The sequence below is a fragment of the Pseudocolwellia sp. G5-9 genome, assembly GCF_055808995.1.
In genome coordinates, this window is sequence record NZ_CM147893.1 from 946613 (window position 1) to 968812 (window position 22200).

Consider the following 22200-nt stretch of genomic DNA (forward strand, 5'->3'; position numbering starts at 1 on the left):
CAGCATAAAATATACTGGTTTAAATAAGTTACATAAAACAACTATCTATTCGGCTGGCTTGAAAAACCTAAGACAGTTAAGTTAGCAACAGTTAACTCTCCATTATGATGGAAATTAACATCTATTTTGTTATTGGTTTGTAATACCGATATAGGTACTGGTATTTCTAGTGTAGCAAAATAACGTTCATTTCTATTTTCAGCTGGTCCTCTCCAATCAATTGGAGTATCAACGCTTGTGCCGTTAACTTTTAATGAGTCAATAGTTAAAAAGCCACCGGGTTTATCATCAGCATCAGGAAATAACGAAACTGTTAAACGTAATGTTGCTTCAGCAGAACCTGAAGGAATTGAAACATTATTAATATTAAGGGTTTTCTCTCCGCCAGTAATTGAAATACGATGTGGTACTGAACCACCACTTACACTTTCACCAAAATACTTAACTTCTTGCGCGACTTGGTTGATATTAATATTACTTTTTAAAGAATAACGTAATACAACGGTTGCGTCAGGAGAAAGTGTTAATGTATTTGGCGCTGTTTTCATATGACGACGATCAAGGATGGTTTCTTGTTCATTAACAAAGTACATTTGACGCATTTCAACATTGTTAATGTTCGCATTTCCTACCCCTGCAACACTTAAGTTGATGGTTGTCGCTGTCTCTTCAAGATTATTAATGATAACAAATAACTCATCTCCATTAACATATGAGTCAACTTGTACATCAAGATCAGTAGATGAAGAGTCTACACGAGTACCATCAACATTTGCCCATAGTTCATAGAATTTTATGTATGAAGACCATTGCCAATCACCACTATTAATTTGTTCTTCAATTAACATTGCATAATGATAAGGCGTAACACAATCTGGCACCTCTTTATAACCACATACACCAACAGTAATAAAGCCATCTTGTAAACCTTGATATCCCCATAACGGTTTAGCTGGAGTAAATGGCATTGATTTAACAACATAATCAGGACGTTCTAAATATTGCATTAACATAGCATTGAAAGCTTTTAAGTTAGTAATATCATAACGTTCTTGATGCGGTAATCTATCCCATCCTCCTTGAACCGCACCATATTCAGATAACACAATAGGCTTACGATTAGCTAATCCACCTTTTTTAACATCATACCACTCCATCATATCTAACATCGCTTGCACATGTCCTCCACGGCGAGCCACATCAATACCTGTCGCGTCTACTGCTGGCCAGTCATAAATATGAACAGAATAAAAATCCATATTATCCCCCGCAGCTTCCATAAAGCCACGCCACATTACATCCCATTGATACCAATTCTCATTGCGAGTATCGTCTACAGGAGTAGACATTCTGGATAAATAAAGCGCTTTGCTTTCGGCTTCAGCTGCTGGATCATCTGGTATTGAAATATATTGAGAATAATTGTCATCAGGAAGTCGTGAAAGCCCATCACGACGAAAGAAATCATGTAGCCCCCATGTCATACCACCAATAAGTGGTGCTTCATTACCTAATCGATTACGTATTTGTTCTGCGACTAGATTATGATATTCCCAAATTTGTTCTTGGTTAGTTACCACAAATGCCCCTGTTTTCATCCTCATATCAGGTTCATTAATAACTTCCCAATATTTAGGTAGTGGCTCTCCAATGTTACCATTAAGGGAATTCGAAAAATAACTTTCAAGATATTGGCCTACCCATTCAGCTGATGTAGCTATTTCTTTTGGTTGCCAACCCGTCCAAGTTGAACCGTTAGGATTCCAATTTAACGTGGGATAAAGAGGATTAACGTTCGTGCCTGCAATCATCTCTGTTTTAGCTGTAGCAAAACGCTTATAAAGAGGAATACTATCGTACTCTTCTCTTAATTCTTTGCCTCTAGTAACCATCCAGCTAAGATTTGCCCAATTATTACGGCTAGGATCTTCTTCTGTTTCTTGAAAACGCCATGTTGATGACCCATTATCACGGCCCATATAAACATCTAAAGTATTTAAAATATAATTTAATTTATCAGTATGACCATTCCAATCGCGCTCAAAAATAGAGCTATGCATAGTCATATGACGATTACGTCCAAAATCAGAAACACCATTTACTTCATGGCGCATATTAGCAGTTACCGTTACATCTACAGCTAAATTATTATTAACTTGTGAAGTGGAACAACCTTGTTTATTTGCAAACTCACCTGCGGGTGTATTACCACAAGTATCTAGATTATTTGCAACGCCATCATTGTCTGAATCGTTTCCATTAACATTACAGCCTAAACCATTAACATTAATGCCATAAGAAGTTGATAGACATTGATCAACATGGTTATCAACGCCATCAAAGTCATCATCATCACCACCACTACTCGTACAACCTACACTATCAACAAAATCTGTTATTGGTGTATTTGGACATTGATCTAAGTCATCTGTAATCGAATCACTATCAGAATCCAATTGTGAAGGTGCACAACCAACAGAGTTTACATTATTACGTTCAGCATCTGAGGTATTAGGACAAATATCAAATTCGTCATTAACATTGTCATCATCAGTATCAGGATCAACATCTCCAACGCGTGTTAAAGTAAGTAAATCAATATTGAATTGAAAGTCCGCACTACCTGCGCCATAAACACGGATAATATTCGCGCCTTTATAAAGATTAAATGTCGAGCTACCTTGTTGATCATAAAAAATATCCCAAGAAAGCGCTGCGTCAGAACTCTGCATAATAACAGAGGTATTATCCTTAACTTCTAAAGCCCCATTAAAACCATTAGCTTGCAAACCAGCAACTACATTATTGTTTACACCTGTTGCAACACGATAAGTTACTTTATATGAAGCGCTTTCAGCAATATTTACATTGAAATTAAGCGCATCACCACTATTAAAATAGTTAATAGCTTGACCACCACCACTTAAATTAAACGTTTGTACGTCTCCTATTGCAGAATCGTAGTCTTCAGCTTGTAAGACAAAGGATGTTGCTCCCGTTAATGTACAACCATCATTATCAACCACATCTCCTTGAGGCGTGTTAGGACATTGATCTAACTCATCATTTACACCATCATTATCACTATCAATAACTGATGTGCCACCAGAGTGAGTTAAAGTAAAAGCATTAATATTCCATTGCCAATCATTGGTTCCTGCTCCTCTTAGTCGAAGAGTTTGAGATCCAGCTGTAAGTTGCACCGTATAACCGGCTAAAAGATCTTGAAAATTATCCCACCCGGTATTTGGTACAGTTGTTTTACCTTGTGAAATAAAGCTATTATTTTGTTCAATTAAAAACTCTATCTCCGATCCACTAGCGATAGCAGTCCCTATACTGTAAACCAATGAATAATCACCGGGTTCCGTTACTGTAATTTGATAATCAATAACATCATCACGATTAATATAATTTAAAGCCGTTTCACCATTAGTTACATAAGTACTAACAGGAGTGGGTTGTCCATCAACGAAAGTTCCATCAATATTAATGTAGCTTTCAGCTTCTACCCTGATTGATTCCGAATGTGCTGTTGTAACTATGCCAAAGCATAATATTAATATAGGCAATAAAGTACTCAATACTGAATATTTAAATTGCTCTTTTAGTGTGTTTTTTTTCATTATTATAAATCCATTTTATATTGTGTAATCCGTGTAAGCTTTATTTTATTAACTAAATACTTACGCCCCTTGCTTTATTATGTGTAGCTTTTAAAGCAAGTATAAAAGGGTTAACTAAAAGCTAACCCCATACAAAAATATAGGAAGCGTTCGTAAAACAATCAAACTCTACTCTTGATTATTTTTAATAAAAATCATTCTTATTATCATCTACAGATGTGTATTTATAATTAATTTCAACGAATTAAAAATTATTACAATAAATTACAAAAAGTAATTTATTCGCATAACTAGTAACCTGTGTAAGCTTCAAATACCTAGTCCGAACTCAGGTATAGATAAAAACCGATTTGAAAATTTAACAATTGTTAATTTAATGATATAAATAATGCACAAATTTTTTAAACAACGAATGGACCCATTATGAAATTAGCCTCACTAGCCTTACACCACGGATATGAGTCGGAAGCAACGACTAAAGCCGCAACCACACCTATTTACCAAACAACGTCTTACACCTTTGACAATACACAACACGGTGCAGACTTATTTGATTTAAAAGTTCCAGGGAACATTTACACTCGAATAATGAACCCAACCACTGACGTGTTAGAGCAACGTGTTTCAGCGATGGAAGGCGGTTTAGCTGGTTTAGCCGTGGCTTCAGGTATGGCTGCTATTACTTATGCCATTCAAGCAATTACCTCTGTAGGTGATAACATTATTAGTACTAGCCAATTATACGGTGGTACTTACAACCTTTTTGCTCACACTTTTCCAAGACAAGGTGTAAACGTAAAGTTTGCCTCTGCTGATAATTTAGCTGCATTTGAAGCCTTAATTGACGACAACACACGTGCTATTTTTTGTGAATCTATCGGTAACCCTGCGGGTAATATTGTCGATTTAGCCGGTTTAGCTAAAATCGCAAACAAGTATGGCGTACCATTAATTGTAGATAACACAGTGGCGAGCCCTGTGTTATGTCGCCCATTCGAACACGGCGCTCATATTGTTATTCATTCACTCACTAAATACATAGGCGGACATGGCACAAGCATCGGCGGTATTATTGTTGACTCAGGTAAGTTTGATTGGGTAGCAAATAAAGAGCGTTTCCCTATGCTAAACGAACCAGATCCTTCATATCATGATGTTGTTTACACCGAAGCATTAGGTGCTGCAGCTTATATTGGTCGTTGTCGTGTTGTACCATTAAGAAATACCGGTGCAGCCCTTTCACCACATAGTGCATTTTTAATTATGCAAGGCTTAGAAACCTTATGTTTACGCATGGAACGCCATTGTGAAAATGCATTAAAAGTAGCTAACTACTTAAACAATCACGATAAAGTTAACTGGGTAAATTATGCCGCACTGCCTACAAGCCCGTATAACGAATTATGTAACACCATAACCAGCGGTAAATCATCAGGTATTTTAAGCTTTGGTATTAAAGGTGGTAGTGAAGCAGGCGGACGCTTTATTGATGCACTCAACATGATTTTACGCCTTGTAAATATTGGTGATGCTAAATCGTTAGCGTGTCACCCAGCATCAACAACTCATCGTCAGTTAAATCCTGAAGAATTAAAATCAGCAGGTGTTTCTGAAGATTTAGTGCGTATTTCTGTTGGTATTGAAGATATTGACGACATTATTGCAGACATTGAGCAAGCATTAGAAAAAGCGTAATCCTTTTTCAACAACAATCAAATTCAAACTCAACCAATCCAAACAACCAAAGGAATGAATATTAACGTATTCATTCCTTTTTTATTTATTGATTTACTAACCTGTTAATTCACACTTCTCTCATCAATATAACTAACCTGAACTCGGCTTAACAAATTCTTCTCTAGCAGCTATTTTTCCTAATTTCTGCGTTAAATTTACTTGCAATAGACCAGCTATTGACGCGAAATTTGCCTTGAATTAAGAAAAAATATCAAGCTAGAGGAACAATAAAACTATTTTTTCTTATATTTCATTTTGTTAAGCATCTCTTTAACCGAGTTCAGGTTAACTAAAGTAATAAAAGCCCTCCGAAATAATTGAAAGAAAATTCCTATTTAAAGAGGCACTAGGTATAATCGCGTCAAAGTTTGCCCAAGTTTAACTAAGAGTTGCAACGTGAAGTCTACCGACAGAGTTACCCAAACGAATAAGTTATTATTCGATTACCCAAAATACTGGGCTGAATGCTACGGCACAGCACCATTTTTACCTATGTCTCGTGCTGAAATGGACGTATTAGGGTGGGATAGTTGCGACATTATTATTGTTACCGGCGATGCTTATGTAGATCACCCTAGCTTTGGTATGGCCATTATTGGTCGTATGTTAGAAGCCCAAGGTTTTCGTGTAGGGATTATTGCTCAACCAGATTGGAGCTCGAAAGACGCTTTCATGCAGTTAGGCCAACCCAATTTATTCTTTGGTGTTACCTCGGGCAACATGGATTCAATGATCAACCGTTATACAGCTGAGCGTAGAATACGTCACGACGATGCTTACACTCCAAATGATGAAGGCGGTAAACGTCCAGATCGCGCAGTCAATGTTTATACACAACGCTGTAAAGAAGCTTATAAAGGCGTACCAGTAATTATTGGCGGTATTGAAGCTAGTTTACGTCGCGTTGCTCATTACGATTATTGGTCAGACAAAGTTCGACGCTCTGTATTATTTGATTCAAAAGCCGACTTATTAATATATGGCAACGCTGAACGCCCGCTTATCGAAATTGCTCATAGAATAGCAAATGGTGAAGAAGCAAAAAGCATTACTGATGTTAGAGGCAGTGCATTTTTAGCCAAGCATGCCCTACCCGGCTGGAAAGGCATTGATTCTAGAAACATAGATAAACCGGGTAAAATCGATCCTATCTATAGCCCTTATCAAGACATGACCGAAAGCAGCTGTGAAACCAACAGTGCTGAAGCAGCTGAAAATGATAAAAACTCGGCGTTAGCAACAGACGTCACTAAATCACCACAAGTGATTGAGATAAAAGATTATCAAAACAAAAGTTGGAAAGATAAATTAAAGCCTTGGGAAACCACTTATATTAATTTACCCACATACGAACAAGTACGTGATAACAAAATGTTATACGCGCACGCTTCTCGTATTTTCCATCAAGAAGTTAATCCAACATCAGCTAAGCCTCTAGTGCAAAGCCATGGCGATAGAATTATTTGGTTAAACCCACCTGCTCAGCCATTATCTGAAGCAGAAATGGACAGTGTTTTTGATTTAAATTATCAACGCGTACCACACCCAAGTTACGGTAAAGCAAAAATACCTGCTTACGACATGATCAAAACATCAATCAACATTATGCGTGGTTGTTTTGGTGGTTGTACTTTCTGTTCCATTACAGAACATGAAGGTCGTATTATTCAAAGTCGTTCAGAAGAATCTATTTTGAATGAAATTGAAGATATCAAACTTAAAGTTCCTGGTTTTACTGGCGTAATATCCGATTTGGGTGGCCCAACAGCCAACATGTATAAGCTACGTTGTAAAAGCGAAAAAGCAGAAGCTACCTGTCGTAAACCCTCTTGTGTATGGCCAACTATTTGTGGTCATTTAGATACCGACCAAACACCAACTGTAGAGCTATACCGTAAAGCTCGTAAAATACCAGGCATTAAAAAAGTATTAATTGCCTCAGGTGTTCGTTACGACTTAGCGATTGAGTCGCCAGAATATGTTAAAGAACTGGCGACACATCATGTTGGCGGTTACTTAAAAATAGCACCCGAACATACTGAAGAAGGCCCATTAAATAAAATGATGAAGCCAGGTATGGGAAGCTACGACAAGTTTAAAGAAATGTTTGATCATTACTCAAAACTTGCTGGTAAAAAACAATACTTGATCCCTTACTTTATTTCAGCGCATCCCGGTACAACCAATAAAGATATGGTAAACCTGGCGCTATGGTTAAAAGAAAATGACTTCAAGTTAGACCAAGTACAAAATTTTTATCCGTCGCCATTAGCGAATGCGACGACTTTATACCATACAGAAATTGACTCACTGAAAAATGTAAGAAAAAACAGTGAAAAAGTAAACGTTCCTAAAGGCACCATTCAACGACGATTGCATAAAGCGATATTGCGTTATCATGATCCAGTTAACTGGCCAATGATCAGAGAAGAACTAACCAAAATGGGACTTAAAAAGCTTATTGGTTCTGGTCCTGCGTGCTTAGTACCTGCAGAAACCCGTGGTGAATTAAATAAACAACACTACAAGAATAATGGTAAAGGCAAGAACAACTCAACGGGTAAGAAAACCTCTCCAGGGCAAACAAGAGCTTACGGTAAAAAGCCAAAACCAGCAGGTAAAGGTAAACAAGGGTTAACGCGTTTTTCTGAGAATCAGTTTAACGACCGTAAACCTAAGAATAAAAAACCTTAATTCTCCTATACGTTTCAGAGGGGAAGCTGATTAGATTTTAATACTCACACTTAACAAAAAATTAAGTTTGAGTATTATTCTGTTTTTATTAATTTAGACATAAGTTTTATATCTCTCTCACTTACATCATTTGCTTTAAAGGATTCTTCCCAATCGACTAAAGCACTTTTTACTCGTTCAGCAACATCCACTACTTGCGCTTTTGTTAAGCCAAAATTTCGGTGGTAACGCGTAATATTGCTATGGCTTGGTAAAATATCGTCATAACCTAACTTAAGTTGATGATAAGCTCCATAAGTTACTGAAGGTACAACATCGTAAGCGGGTGTTAATTGCCAACCATCTTCCTTACAAGAAAAGCTAAAATTACGTAAATGATCATCTGTATTATTCAAAGCAACGTTAAACAACATTTGACCTAAAAGTTGTTTTTTATCTTCAAGAGGCCTACAAGAATAACGTGCAATTAATTTAACAATATCGTCGTATGATGATGTGTAAGGATCAGATTGTGTATTTTGGTTTTTCAGTAACGCATTAGCCGTTATTTGATGATAACGCCCATCATGAGGTGTTACATCAAAACGCTCAACCAATAATACATTATTAGCTTCGGCTTTAATTACCTCGGTTTGTGCAACCAACAACCCTGCTGCTTCCATCAATTTTAAGCAAGCATGTTCTACAGTAGAGTAATCAAATTTGTCTTCATCTTTTGCAAATTTAGCAATATAGGCTTTATGCTGATCATGCACCAGCACTTTAGGCCGAGCTCCACCAATACTAGAGCCTCGAGCAAACATGGCTAATTTGTATTGCTCTATTTCTTCATCAGTTAACAAGCCAACATCAATTTTATTAGCGAGTATCTCTAATTCTGTTAAATCAGATTTATTACACCCTAAACCAAAAGATACAGGCACATTATCATCACTAGAAAAGTGTAATGCCCCAATAGTGGAATACTCCATTATATTGAGTAAGTCTGTCGTTTTGGGAAATCGAATATTATGAATACGGGCGAGTACTTTCTTACCCCAAGAATCAGGCAGTATGTCATCAATAAATCCAGCTACCGCATTAGAGCAAGGTAACTCAATCAACTGAGCGTTAAATGAAAGGTGTTTTGGATCAATAGGATACTGTGAATATTTTCTAAAGTCAGGATGATACACAAATTCTATTTTATCTATTTGCCCTTGGTGATTTTCATACACGTCAGTTTGGGCGCATTTAATAACCTCACCTGAAGGTGTCATAAACCTTATTTTAAATGTTTTACTTACCATGATGTTGTTCTCGATACTAATGTGCTTGCATCAGAATTCGGTATAAATAACTCATCCATAGCATTTTTTTTATCAAGTAACTCTAGCACCCTAAAAACAGTACCCCATGCAACTCCTTCTTTGCCAGCCTCAAGGTTTTGTATTGTTGTTACACCAACACCAATTCTTGCAGCAAAAGTCGTTTGCGTATCATTAGGGTACTTATTTTTACGTAGTTGTTGTATTTTAGCGCCTGCTTTAACAAACCAATCTTTATCAATAGTCATAACACCTCACATAATAAAAACATGTTATTACATGTAAAAATAATAATAAATACCAAAATACACACTATAGCATGTATTATAGTTACTTAAATTAATTATAACAGATGGATTATTTGGATGACGTGACTGAAGATAATAACGAAGAGATTGCAACAAATTATTTAAATGTAAAAATATTTTTATAACTCTGCTAGCTTTGCTGTACTCAATTCATAAAACTAAAAGCATGACTTTGAATACAAGCAAGATAGAGTTGCTGATTTACAACCCTATTGTGTATAATGCGCGGCATTAAAACTCAGGATTCACAGGAATAAAATAGCCTTATGCTCGCTGCAAATAATATTACTCAACAATTCGGTGCAAAACCTCTTTTCGAAAACATCTCGCAAAAATTTGGTGGCGGTAATCGCTACGGTTTAATTGGTGCTAATGGTTGTGGTAAATCTACCTTTATGAAAATACTCGGTGGTGATTTAGAGCAAACATCAGGAAACGTGAGTTTAGATCCCAATGAACGTATTGGTAAATTACGCCAAGACCAGTTTGGCTTTGAAGAATATTCTGTAGTTGATACGGTTATTATGGGCCATACCGAGTTGTGGGCTGTTAAAGAAGAGCGTGACCGTATTTATGCTTTACCAGAAATGAGTGAAGAAGAAGGTATGCGTGTTGGTGACTTAGAATCTGAGTATGCTGAAATGGATGGCTACAGTGCGGAAAGTCGCGCGGGTGAATTACTAATGGGCGTTGGTATTCCGGTAGATCAACATTACGGTTTGATGAGTGATATCGCTCCGGGCTGGAAGCTTCGTGTATTACTCGCTCAAGCCCTATTCTCTGATCCAGATATTTTATTACTCGACGAACCAACCAACAACTTGGATATTCACACGATTCAATGGTTAGAAGAAACCTTGAACGAGCGTGATTCAACCATGATCATCATTTCTCATGATAGACATTTCTTAAACTCAGTTTGTACTCATATGGCTGATTTAGATTATGGTGAGTTAAACGTATTCCCAGGTAATTACGATGAATACATGCTGGCTTCTACCCAAGCCCGTGCTCAACTCATTGCTGATAACGCGAAGAAAAAAGCACAAATTGGCGAGCTTCAAGCTTTCGTTGCACGTTTCTCTGCTAATGCTTCAAAAGCAAAACAAGCGACTTCTCGTGCTAAACAAATCGATAAAATTCAATTGGCTGACGTTAAAGCCTCAAGCCGTGTAAATCCATTTATTCGTTTTGAACAAGAAAAGAAATTATTCAGAAACGCTTTAGTACTTGAAAATGTATCAAAAAGTTTTGACGACAACCACGTACTAAAAGACTTATCTATGATGATTGAAGTTGGCGAACGTGTTGCCGTTATTGGTGAAAACGGCGTGGGTAAAACAACTTTCTTACGTATGTTAATGAACGATGTAGGTTACGCGAATGACACAGGTGAATTAACTTGGTCTGAAAACGTAAACATTGGTTACTACGCACAAGACCATGCTCACGAATTTGAAACCGATATGACATTATTTGAGTGGATGAGCCAATGGCGTCAACCTACGGATGATGAACAAGCGGTTCGCGGATACTTAGGTCGTTTATTGTTTTCTGCTGACGATATTAAAAAATCAGTAAAAGTACTATCAGGTGGTGAACAAGGCCGTATGTTATTCGGTAAAATAATGATGCAAAAGCCTAATATTCTTGTGATGGATGAACCAACTAACCACATGGATATGGAATCAATTGAATCGTTAAACATGGCGATGGAACAATTTGAAGGGACTATTATTTTTGTGAGTCATGACCGCGAATTCGTTTCAAGTATTGCGACACGTATTATTGAACTTAAAGATAATAGCTACAGCGACTTTGCTGGTACTTACAACGAGTACTTAGCATCTCAAGTATAACTTTTATCACTTAAAAATAATGATTAAAAAAGGCTTTAACTCGCAAGGGTTAAAGCCTTTTTAGTTTTTAAAGTGAGATTCTAAAGTTAAGATTTAAACAAGTAAAAATCGATTAACAAAGATGTTTGTTTGTGAGGTGGAGATATAAAAGCTAAAAAATGCCGCTTATTAATAAGCGGCATTTTTAACACAATGTTTAAAACATTAATCTACAACTGCAAGATGATTAGTCTTCTTGAACTGTTGCTTCAGCAGAACTAGAGTATGTAGTGCTTAGATCATCATTCACAGCAAAGGTTTCAAAGTCTTCAGTTAGCGCTGCCGTACCTGCTGCATCAGCAACCACGATATCATCAGCTAATAACTCTTTCGCTGACTCTTTACTTGAGCTACCTATACGAACTTGATACGTTTCTGTTGCTGTACCTGTATTAATTGCAACATAAGGTCCGAAGAACGTTGTGCCACCATCAATTGATAAAGAGTAACCTGTAGCAGTCCATTCAAGTACTACATCAATATCCGTATCATCAAAGTAGGTCAAGCCATCAATGGTTTGTTGCGATTTTGATGCATCACGATACTTAATGGCGCCATTACTAAAGATAATTTCACCCGTTAAGTTACTTGAAGATGCAGAACCACCATAAATACTAATATAAGCCGTATTATCTTCTGAAACATCTGGTGTAGCAGTGAAGTCAGAGATTGCTTGTAGTTTAATCGTTGTAGAAATAGATCCTTCAGCAAGTGCGTCTGTTGTTAAACGCAATTCAGCATCTGCCGTTGTCGTTGTATCAGCCATTCTTGCAACAAGGTTTACACCCGTTCCTGCGATGGTTCTAACTGTTGATTCAGCAGAGCTTGAATAAGAAGTACTTAAATCTTCACCATCGGCAAAAGTTTCAAAGTCTTCAGTTAGCACTGCCGTACCTGCTGCATCAGCAACCACGATGTCATCAGCTAATAACTCTTTCGCTGACTCTTTACTTGAGCTACCTATACGAACTTGATACGTTTCTGTTGCTGTACCTGTATTAATTGCAACATAAGGTCCGAAGAACGTTGTGCCACCATCAATTGATAAAGAGTAACCTGTAGCAGTCCATTCAAGTACTACATCAATATCCGTATCATCAAAGTAGGCCAAGCCATCAATGGTTTGTTGCGATTTTGATGCATCACGATACTTAATAGCGCCATTACTAAAGATAATTTCACCCGTTAGGTTACTTGAAGATGCAGAACCACCATAAATACTAATATAAGCCGTATTATCTTCTGAAACATCTGGTGTAGCAGTGAAGTCAGAGATTGCTTGTAGTTTAATCGTTGTAGAAATAGATCCTTCAGCAAGTGCGTCTGTTGTTAAACGCAATTCAGCATCTGCCGTTGTCGTTGTATCAGCCATTCTTGCAACATTGTTATCGCCAGTATTAGCAACAATAGAACCTGTGATTGTAATTACCAAATCAGCAGTCGTTCCGTCAACAGACTCAATAGTGAAAGTATCAGTCTCATTCTGACCAACAACAAGTGCAGCAATAGTTGCATTGTTGGTATCAAGTGTATAAGTCCATGAGCCATCAGTTTCAATAGAGAATGTACCGTAAGTTCCAGTTACCGTTGAAGCCATAATTGATGCTTCACCTTCATTGATATCTTGTACCCTAACAACACCTATTAATGGAGTTGTTTCATCACTAGCAATTCTTCCTGTTAAGTCAAAGAAAACAGCGGGAACAGCCTCTTCTGTGCCATCGCCTGCATCAAATACAGCAACTTCAGCGTAAACAAGTGTAGAATATAGACTTTCAGTACCACCTAAAGTGTTACCTGCTTCATAGCCTTCAAAGTCGTCTGTAAATACTCTTGTAGTACCAGCAGTGTCAGAAAATACTTCAATATTGTCTACAAAGTAAGAGCCGAAAGGAATAGTTGTGCCGTTATCACCGAATCTGAATTGAATAGTTTGAATCCCATCAGCGAACCACTGATCTAAATTTTCAAAGTCAGAATCCACAACTGCAGCAGTAGAAAATGCTCCTCCAAAAATAACTTCTCCATCAAGCGACACGGTAATTTGCTCAGTTGCATCCAAATCCCATGTAATGTCTATGTCATAAAATTGATTTTCGTTAAAGTCTTCAATAAGTGTATTGCCAGGGTAAGCGTCGCTGTCAGTATTTCGGACAAATAAACGAGGTGCTATTGGAGTTTCTGTTCCGTTAGCGTCAATTGACGTTTGCTCACCTTGAATTCGTAGATCTATAAGAGATTCACTATTACTACCAGATGAACCACCAAGCTTAATATAAGCATCTTTACTGTTTCCATCACTACCTATTGCAACTTCTTTTAAGAAAGATGCACTAAGCTTACCTTGACGAAGGTTAGCAACCCTAAATAGAATTTCACCTGTATCGCTATCAGTATTACTTATTTTCACGACCTGAGTAAGTGCAGCAACACGAATATCAATTTGAGCTGTAGTACCATCAACAGAGGCTATTGTGATTGAATCTGTTACAGAATTACCCACTTCAAGACTAGCTACTGTGTCATTTGTTGTATCAACAATGTATGACCAAGTGCCAGCGGCATCTATACTAAATGTACCATAAGTAAGTACTACATTTGTTTGAGCGACTACAGCGTCTTCTTCAAAGTTTGGATCAATAACGTTTACTGAGCCAGTTAATGGGTCAGTCGCAGTATTTTTCACAGTACCCGAAAGGTCACCTTCAATAATTGCTGTAACAGGCGTATTGTTATAGCCTGCCGCAGAACCAATTACATCAAGCAAAGATGTATCAACAGCACCTGCAACTTGTGAAGTCGTTTGCAGGTTAAGTTGAGCTATTTCAAGAGCATCTTGCGAAGCTTCAGAAAAAGAACCATCGGCTAAATCAGTCGCTAGGTTTTCAATAACCGAAGATATGTCTGCATTAGCATCATCAGCATCAAGTTGTGAAATAAGTGCTAAAACAGAACCATATCTATCACTATCTGCAGCAACAGATCCTAAGTCACCAAGAGCATCTACTCCAATTACAGTAGGAATATTGTCCGTAATATCAAAACGAATACCAAATCTAGCATTAATTATTTCAGCTTGTTCAGCAAAACTGTTTAAATCAGTACCAGTATTTTGAACAGCCATTTCAGTCAAAGCTGAAACGGTGTAAATTGGTTCTACTAATACAACCTCTCCATTTTCATCTACAGTTTCTTCACCATTTTCATCTTTAGCAGGAACGAGTTCAGCTACGTTTATTACAGAGCGTAATTGAGGAGCATCTAAAGTACTACCAGTAGACTCATCTGTATAAGTACCGCCAGTACAACTAATTAAGCCGACACCTTCAAAGTGTACATCAGTAAATGTAACGCCACCTGAAGCGTCTGTATCTGCAGTACCTTGTGCAGGAAGAACCGCAATACCAGAATCATCAACTTCAAAAATTTCACAACTTGCACCACTCACAGGACCTTTAATAATGCTAGCATCAACATTTAAAGTTGGTGCAATAACAGGTGTCGATGCACCTACACCTTCAGTAAAACCTGCTTCATCGGTATATCTAGCAGAAACCGAGATTTCTGAGCCTTCGTCATCTTCAGTAATTGTGTAGGTTGTGCCAGTAGTCCCCGTTGACCAAACGTATACGAGTGTTTCTGCTCGAATCCCGTCAGAATCAGTAGCCAATGCTGATAGTTCGCCACCTGCGTAAAAGTCGCTTCCAGTTATTTCAATGTTACCACGACTATTACCATCTAATTGTGCGGTATCATCGCCGCCACATCCAGCAAGAGCTGTAGCAATAAGTGCTGATATAAGTGATTTCTTAAACATGTTTTCTACTCCCGAATATTTTAATTTTTCAACTTTAACTTGTTTTAATTGAGTACATTGTTTGCTTAGTACTTAACGCTGATACCGGCGAATATGCGAGGACCATAGTCACTTACGCTGCCCAAGTTCCCTTCAACAAAGAAGTCATCAGAACGTGGTTCGCTAAACAAGTTAATTGCAGAAAATTTAACACGGACGTGTTTATTTATTTTGTAAGAAGCACGAGCTTCCCAAACATTTGCCTCATCAACATAACGTAGTCTTGTACCGTTAGAAGTATAAGGCTGGAAGTATTCGCTACGATATTTGTAGATAAAAGCCGTATCGAAATCGCCAATTTGGTAGTAAACTTGACCACTAAATACATGCTCAGAGAATCCTGGTACAGAACCTGGAGGAATGATTCCTTCTTTAAGTTGAGTAGTAACACCATCTAAATCAGTAGTAAAAGTATTTCCGTAAAGACTATCTTCAAACTCAAAGTCTGTATCTGCGTAGTTATAACCAAACTTCACACCAAGACCAGAATCCCAACGATACGAAAATGATGCTTCTAAGCCCATAATTTCACTTTCATCATCACTAGTTACTGAATTAGTAATAGGTAAAGAGACATCAACACCTTCAACGTTAAAATCTTCTAACACGGTTTGCTGTTGAAAGCCGCCATTGAACTGTTTGTAATAAATACCAAACGCTACAATAGAGTCATCGTTAGGATACCATTCAAAGCCTAAATCATAGTTCCATGACATTAATGGTTGAGTATTTGGGTTACCAGACCCTTCAGCACCTACTAACAAGTCACCAACGGATGTAGGGGCGCTGTTATCATCGGTTACGAAAGAGCGGTCAAAGCCTAAATCAGATGGATCTGCACGTGACATAGCACGGAAAATACCCGCTCTTAAGATGATATTTTCTTCATAATCAACAACTAAGTTAAAACTTGGTAAAACCTTAGTATAATCGCCACCACCAACAACACGTTCAATCTCACCGTTTCCTTCTAGACTAACTACGCCTAACGCATCAGTAAGAACGTCAAAGTCCTCTCTAAAGCCAATAGAAGTAACATCAGTATTCACTACACGTACACCAAAGTTACCACGAATAAATTTACCGAACATTTCAGTGTCGTAGCTAGCCATTACATAAACAGCCGTTGTCTTTTCTGTTACGTCACTAGTGCCTGAATTCTCGTAAACAACTTCTGGATATCCGAACTCGCCATTGGCACCCGAAGCTACTGCTTGAGCGAAACATTCGTTATTGTATGTTGCCCACGAAGCGCCTGTACCGTTTTCTATGACATTACCTGAACTGTCAACATTTGTAATAATATTGCCATCAGAAACGCTTGATAAAAAGCTAGACTCAGGGAAGTTTATTTGACAGCCTTCAAGTATGCCAAGGCCAGCTTCAGGGTCATCTATAGTAAATTCAGTTCTTGAACCGTTACCACTATTATTAACACCACCAAATTGAACAAACGACAGCTCAGAAACTCGAACTCCACCTTGGATGCTAGTAAAAACATCGCCGCCTAGTTTGTAGTCAAAATCAACTCGAGCACCGATAATTTCGTTGTCACGTACATTTTCTCTGTCGAGGCGAGTACGAAGATCACTAGAAAAATTAGAGATATCAGTAACATCAAAATCAGTTAATTTAAAGTGAGGTATATGTTCACCTAAATCCCAAGAAAAAGGGTTTGCAGCAGAGCTCGTTCTTCCTCGGTTAGAAATTTGTAGCTCTTCACGGTTTGTTTCAGAATAACCAATATCAACATTTATAGTTAAATCGTCATTTACATAATGTTCAATATTTAATCCGTAAGCAGCATAGTTTTCTTCACGCTCAAAATACTCACCGGCAGATTCGATACGGTCTGAACCTTCCCAATGAAGAATACCACCAACATCATTTGTAATAAGATTTTGCCCTGTTACACCGGGAGTAACACGCTTTTGTAAGAAGATTAAATCATGGCGAGATTCTGTTTGTGTTCTATCTGAAATTTGAGCATCAAAGTTTATATCCCAACTCTCTGATGGACGGTATTGTAAAGCAATAAATAAAGCTTCTCTTTCGTCAGATGTTTCGTTTTGACGGAAGCTCCGGCTTGAACCAGTCCATGCGTATGGTGTGCCAGAGTCTATTGCACGACCTGTTTCAGGATCAATTTTAGAATTGTAACCTGCGTTATTAATACCACTATTATTAATTCCATCTTCACAGTCACCAGCTTGACTACGGAAGAAACCAGTTTGAGTATTTGTAGGATCATTTAAACATGCCCACAAAGATGAGCCTGACGGGCTTGAGCTTCTATACTCAGCTTCTGGTTGGCTGATGTCTTGACGTTGCCAACCAACACTTACACCAAGTGCTTGACCGTTGTCGAATTCAAATTGGTCAACATAACTTAATGTACCACGGTAGCCTAAATCACCTTGAAGTGAGTTTTCAACGTTAGATTGGTCTGGATTATAGTTCCCCTTTAATTCACCTTGGATACGTTGTTCACCAAAATCTAATGGTTTAAGTGTTTCAAGTGTAATAACACCTGCAACACCACCTTCGATCATCGAAGCATCTTGCGTTTTATAAATAGCGACTTTTTTCATCAACTCTGATGGAAATTGAGAAAAGTTAACTGAACGGTCGCCGCTGCCATTAGTGGCTTCACGGCCATTAATATGAGTGGCACTTAAGAATGGACCTAAACCACGAATACTGATCTCAGTGGCACCACCATTTTCACGATGAGATGATGCGCCTGTGATTGTTTCTAGTGCCTCACCAATTGAAAGCGCAGGTAAGTCACCAATATCTGAAGCAGATAAGCCGTCAACAACAGTTGTAGCTTCACGCTTTATTGCGATTTGATCTTGAATCGTTCTGCGAGTACCAACAATTTCAACAACTTCTATATTGTTATCTGTTTTAACTGTATTTTCAGTTTCTGCTTCTTGTGCTGTTGCCGAAAATGCAAAAGAGCTAGCTACCGATGTAATAATGGTAGCTTTAACCCATTTTGCTATAGGTGAAAGTCTAAACTTACCTACTTGATGAGTGGATTTTGTGTTTTTCCCTAATATCAAAGACATTTGGAGTTCCCCGTTTGTGTTTATTGCTAGCAGGTTAGTGCTATTAATTTGTTATATTTCTTATTTCAAATAATGTTATTGCTATTTAATTATTATTTTTATATAGCTCGACATAAATTTTAACTTACGCAAAACAAACCAATGTGTCAACCAATTTATTTAATTTAACTTACCAAAACACGTGACCAATAATCATTATTGCGAGCTAATAATTAAAAGTTATTTGGGTGTTCTTAACTAAAACTTATATCCTTTATGTGTGTTATGGATATGATAGAAAGTAGCTTGTACATAATCCCCTTCGGCGCCGCCATTATTTTGGTTATACACGCCTACTTTAAAATACATATATTGGTTACCTGCACTATAACCACTCTCTTTCATATCATAATGCTTAGTAATATTAGGCTTACCTTCCCTGATTAAGGTGACAAATAAGACTTCATCTTCCACAGAAATTTTATAAGAGAATTTTTCGTTTAAAGCGATACCATCAATAGGATCTGACAACTTATGAGAACGCGTACCCACCATATTTATCCAAACATCATCACCACCGTTTATTTCATGGGCAAAATAAACAGCTCCTTTAGTGTTACCTGGTAATTTTCGGTAATATAAACGAATAGGTTCATCGTCAGTGGCATGGATTTGCCCAATAACCACACGACCAACCTTTTTTTCATCGCCTGTGGTAGATACACGGTTTACCGCTAAAGTCCCTTCTAAACTGCCTTCAATCCCCCCAGACTTAGCTTTCATCGAACCATGTGCTCCAGCGAAAACCCAATTATTTTTAGTAATGCCACGAACTTTTACACGGCTATTGCCTCTGCGTAACATTTCTCGCAGTTCTGCTCTGGCATATTTTGTATTTTTTGACGTTTTAGCACCTACATTAGGAGAAGCGAATACTAAGCCACCATCATCTGCGGTATAGAAAAAAGGTTTTAAGTTGAAGCCTTTATCTAATGATTTTTCATAAACGGTATCCGCTTTTTTATCTTTGTTAAGATCCGTTGGTAAGGTTAATGACCAATCAAGTAAATCAAAGTTTTCATTAGGTTTTTTAAGGGGATCAAGTTTGGATAAATCTCCGAGTAAAACGCCTTCGGTAAGGCTACTGTGTAAATTAGAAGTCAGTGTATTATTTGAAGCTTCCTGAGCATGGAGTGATGAGCTAGCACTAGCTAAAACTAAAATTAAAATTAAAATTAATGCAGTGAAAACACTGAACATTTTCTGCTGCAAGTAATGATAATATTTATATGTAGGGATATTGAAATAATGCATTATATTTGTTCTCTCTGCTTAATTTATGATTCTATTTTTTGGGTTTTAATATTCAACTTTTGTATAGAGGTTTTGTATAAGTCTTTGTATTTACTATAGATATTGGCATATATAAATATAGCTAACCTTGTTATAAGCAGTAAAAAAAGCGATAAGTAACTATTTCTACCCAACATTAGAAACCACTTAATTATTATGTATAGAGTTATACGTAATTTATTTTTTTTAATACCGATCCGACAAACTTGGTGACAACATTATTTATTAATTATTGGACACAATATGTTTTTTATCTCGCCATATAACCAGAACCACACCAAACCGTCAACCAAAAACAAACAATAATTATTACCAAAAAACACACATTGGTCACACACAAAAGACAGGCCAAATTTAAAATATCGGCCTACACGAATTACATATAAAAAAAATCCCTGCTAATTACTTAGCAGGGATTTGTTTATAAACGACAGTTATATAAGATCTTTTATGTTTATAAGATTTTATTTCTCAATATTTTTATTTATCAATATAAGGATAAAAATTATTCGCTTTTTGCAGCAGCTTGAGAATATAAATGTACATCTTGTTGTGGGAACGGGATAGAACAACCAGCAGCTTCTAAAGCAAGTTTTCCTTGTTCGTGAATATCAAAATAATATCCCCAGTAATCATCTGTTTTAACAAAAGCACGGTAGAGAATATCAACTGAACTATCGTTTAAGTTAGTAACAGCAACAACGTTACCTTCTTCTTTTAAAATTCTTTCATCGCTGTTCATTAAGTTAGTTAATGCATCGCGAGCAACTTTCATATCATCTTTATAGCTAATACAAAATGTAACTTCTACTGCGCGAACAGGGCTTTTTGTAAAGTTAGTTAGGTTACCGTTAGACAAAGGGCCATTAGGAATAACAATAATACGTTTATCAAATGTTTCTAATAACGTAACGAAAATACCCATTTCGATAACTACGCCCGACTCACCTTGTGCTTCAATATAATCGCCAACACGAATTGGACGAAATATAAGTAGCATTACACCACCAGCAAAGTTAGATAAACTACCTTGTAAAGCAATACCAATCGCTAAACCTGCAGCACCAAGTACAGCAATAAACGACGTGGTTTCAATGCCAACCATAGAAGCAACACTAATAATTAATAGCACCTTTAATAGAATATTAATGCCACCCGTTAAAAACGAGATTAAGGTTTCGTCTTTTAAGCTTTTAGAAAATGCTACATTTACTGCTTTGCTAATACGCTTAATGACCCATAAGCCAATAATTAATACCGCTAACGCCATTAATGCTTGTCCGCCGTACTCAACAGCATAACCAAATATTTGATCTGAATATTTCTCGATTGTTTCCATAATCATTCCTAATTATATTTATATTTAAATTCTGCCTATTAGATTAGCGCATAAATAAGCAAAGTCTAGGAGTATTTACATTTTATTAACATATGTAAAAATTTATTTTACTCAAAAACACTTTTATTCAGTATAATAGCGCCGTTTAATTCTCTTATTATAAAGAAGGTTTTTACCTTGTTAAGTTACCGCCACGCCTTTCATGCAGGCAATTTTGCCGATGTGTTAAAACATGCCGTTTTAACTAACGTACTTGAGTACATAACCAGAAAAGATAAAGGTTACACTTATATCGACAGTCACTCTGGTGCAGGTATGTATCAATTAACTGAAGAGTACGCACAAAAAACGGGTGAATATAAGCAAGGTATCGCTAAGCTCATCAACAACGATGATGTTCCTGAAGCGTTAGAAGAATATATAACCCTTATAAAATCTTTTAATCAAGAGCAACAGTTAGAGCTTTACCCTGGCTCCCCTGCTGTAGCAAAAGAATTTTCCCGCAGACAAGACAGCGCTCACTTATTTGAACTTCATTCAACCGACATTAACCACTTAACCGAGTTTTGTGAACGTTGGAGTAAATCTCACGTTAAACAATCTGATGGTTATCAAGGTATTTTATCATTAATCCCCCCACCAAGCAGACGTGGTGTGGTGTTAATTGATCCGCCGTACGAGCTAAAAGAAGATTACACTAAAGCGGTTAAAACCATTATCAGCGCATATAAAAAGTTTGCTACAGGCACTTACATTTTATGGTATCCCGTAGTTAAACGTGAACTTGTTGAAAAAATGAAAAAGCAATTTGTTTCGAGTGATATAAGAAATGTATTACAAGTAGAGTTTTGTATGCAAAAAGATACCGACGCTTACGGTATGACAGGTACAGGATTATTTGTGGTTAACCCACCTTGGCAGTTAACAAAACAACTAGAAGAAATTTTACCTTATTTAAAAGATAAAATAGGTGATGACGACAGCAATTTTAGCTTAGAGCAAATTATTGAAGAATAATAATACCTATAA

At 37.1% G+C, this 22200-nt stretch carries 11 protein-coding genes; 4 read left to right on the forward strand and 7 right to left on the reverse strand.

All coding sequences use genetic code 11. From position 1 onward, the window contains the following. Positions 1-41 precede the first annotated feature (41 nt). Positions 42-3626: a carbohydrate-binding protein gene (locus AC0L5Q_RS04105; RefSeq protein WP_473614507.1), complete on the reverse strand. Its 3585-nt coding sequence runs from the start codon at positions 3624-3626 to the stop codon at positions 42-44. Between the two features lie 423 nt (positions 3627-4049). Here AC0L5Q_RS04105 and AC0L5Q_RS04110 point away from each other — a divergent pair, with 423 nt between their 5' ends. Together AC0L5Q_RS04110 and AC0L5Q_RS04115 are read left to right on the forward strand one after the other, a co-directional pair. Further along, positions 4050-5321: an O-acetylhomoserine aminocarboxypropyltransferase/cysteine synthase family protein gene (locus AC0L5Q_RS04110; protein ID WP_473614510.1), complete on the forward strand. Its 1272-nt coding sequence runs from the start codon at positions 4050-4052 to the stop codon at positions 5319-5321. Between the two features lie 534 nt (positions 5322-5855). Further along, positions 5856-8057, forward strand: a complete 2202-nt coding sequence (locus tag AC0L5Q_RS04115; protein WP_473618251.1) for a YgiQ family radical SAM protein — start codon at positions 5856-5858, stop codon at positions 8055-8057. A gap of 74 nt (positions 8058-8131) precedes the next feature. Here AC0L5Q_RS04115 and AC0L5Q_RS04120 read toward each other — a convergent pair whose 3' ends face one another. Both AC0L5Q_RS04120 and AC0L5Q_RS04125 read right to left on the reverse strand, forming a co-directional pair. Further along, positions 8132-9346 carry a type II toxin-antitoxin system HipA family toxin gene (locus AC0L5Q_RS04120; protein ID WP_473614513.1) on the reverse strand — a complete coding sequence of 405 codons (1215 nt, stop codon included), beginning with the start codon at positions 9344-9346 and terminating at the stop codon, positions 8132-8134. Further along, positions 9340-9612 carry a helix-turn-helix transcriptional regulator gene (locus AC0L5Q_RS04125; RefSeq protein WP_473614517.1) on the reverse strand — a complete coding sequence of 91 codons (273 nt, stop codon included), beginning with the start codon at positions 9610-9612 and terminating at the stop codon, positions 9340-9342. Before AC0L5Q_RS04125 ends, AC0L5Q_RS04120 begins: the two co-directional genes overlap by 7 nt. A gap of 326 nt (positions 9613-9938) precedes the next feature. Between AC0L5Q_RS04125 and AC0L5Q_RS04130 the strand changes: the two genes are divergently transcribed. Further along, entirely contained in the window at positions 9939-11531 is a 1593-nt protein-coding gene (locus tag AC0L5Q_RS04130; protein WP_473614521.1) for an ABC-F family ATPase, read from the forward strand. A gap of 226 nt (positions 11532-11757) precedes the next feature. Here AC0L5Q_RS04130 and AC0L5Q_RS04135 read toward each other — a convergent pair whose 3' ends face one another. The 4 genes from AC0L5Q_RS04135 to AC0L5Q_RS04150 form a co-directional block, all read right to left on the reverse strand. Then, positions 11758-15387: a VCBS domain-containing protein gene (locus AC0L5Q_RS04135; RefSeq protein ID WP_473614524.1), complete on the reverse strand. Its 3630-nt coding sequence runs from the start codon at positions 15385-15387 to the stop codon at positions 11758-11760. 65 nt (positions 15388-15452) lie between these two features. Next, positions 15453-18500, reverse strand: a complete 3048-nt coding sequence (locus AC0L5Q_RS04140; RefSeq protein WP_473614527.1) for a TonB-dependent receptor — start codon at positions 18498-18500, stop codon at positions 15453-15455. Positions 18501-18737: 237 nt separating this feature from the next. Further along, positions 18738-19739 carry a polysaccharide lyase family 7 protein gene (locus AC0L5Q_RS04145; protein ID WP_473614531.1) on the reverse strand — a complete coding sequence of 334 codons (1002 nt, stop codon included), beginning with the start codon at positions 19737-19739 and terminating at the stop codon, positions 18738-18740. 598 nt (positions 19740-20337) lie between these two features. Further along, positions 20338-21171 (reverse strand): mechanosensitive ion channel family protein, encoded by an 834-nt coding sequence (locus AC0L5Q_RS04150; RefSeq protein ID WP_473614535.1) that lies wholly within the window; start codon positions 21169-21171, stop codon positions 20338-20340. A gap of 177 nt (positions 21172-21348) precedes the next feature. Between AC0L5Q_RS04150 and AC0L5Q_RS04155 the strand changes: the two genes are divergently transcribed. Then, positions 21349-22188 (forward strand): 23S rRNA (adenine(2030)-N(6))-methyltransferase RlmJ, encoded by an 840-nt coding sequence (locus AC0L5Q_RS04155; protein WP_473614538.1) that lies wholly within the window; start codon positions 21349-21351, stop codon positions 22186-22188. The last annotated feature ends 12 nt before the right edge of the window (positions 22189-22200 follow it).

Coding starts and splice junctions, on each gene's coding strand:
- AC0L5Q_RS04105 (WP_473614507.1), bottom strand. CDS start 3,626: ATGAAAAAAAACACACTAAAAGAGCAATTTAAATATTCAGTATTGAGT.
- AC0L5Q_RS04140 (WP_473614527.1), bottom strand. CDS start 18,500: ATGTCTTTGATATTAGGGAAAAACACAAAATCCACTCATCAAGTAGGT.
- AC0L5Q_RS04115 (WP_473618251.1), top strand. CDS start 5,856: ATGTCTCGTGCTGAAATGGACGTATTAGGGTGGGATAGTTGCGACATT.
- AC0L5Q_RS04135 (WP_473614524.1), bottom strand. CDS start 15,387: ATGTTTAAGAAATCACTTATATCAGCACTTATTGCTACAGCTCTTGCT.
- AC0L5Q_RS04120 (WP_473614513.1), bottom strand. CDS start 9,346: ATGGTAAGTAAAACATTTAAAATAAGGTTTATGACACCTTCAGGTGAG.
- AC0L5Q_RS04130 (WP_473614521.1), top strand. CDS start 9,939: ATGCTCGCTGCAAATAATATTACTCAACAATTCGGTGCAAAACCTCTT.
- AC0L5Q_RS04125 (WP_473614517.1), bottom strand. CDS start 9,612: ATGACTATTGATAAAGATTGGTTTGTTAAAGCAGGCGCTAAAATACAA.
- AC0L5Q_RS04145 (WP_473614531.1), bottom strand. CDS start 19,739: ATGTTCAGTGTTTTCACTGCATTAATTTTAATTTTAATTTTAGTTTTA.
- AC0L5Q_RS04150 (WP_473614535.1), bottom strand. CDS start 21,171: ATGGAAACAATCGAGAAATATTCAGATCAAATATTTGGTTATGCTGTT.
- AC0L5Q_RS04110 (WP_473614510.1), top strand. CDS start 4,050: ATGAAATTAGCCTCACTAGCCTTACACCACGGATATGAGTCGGAAGCA.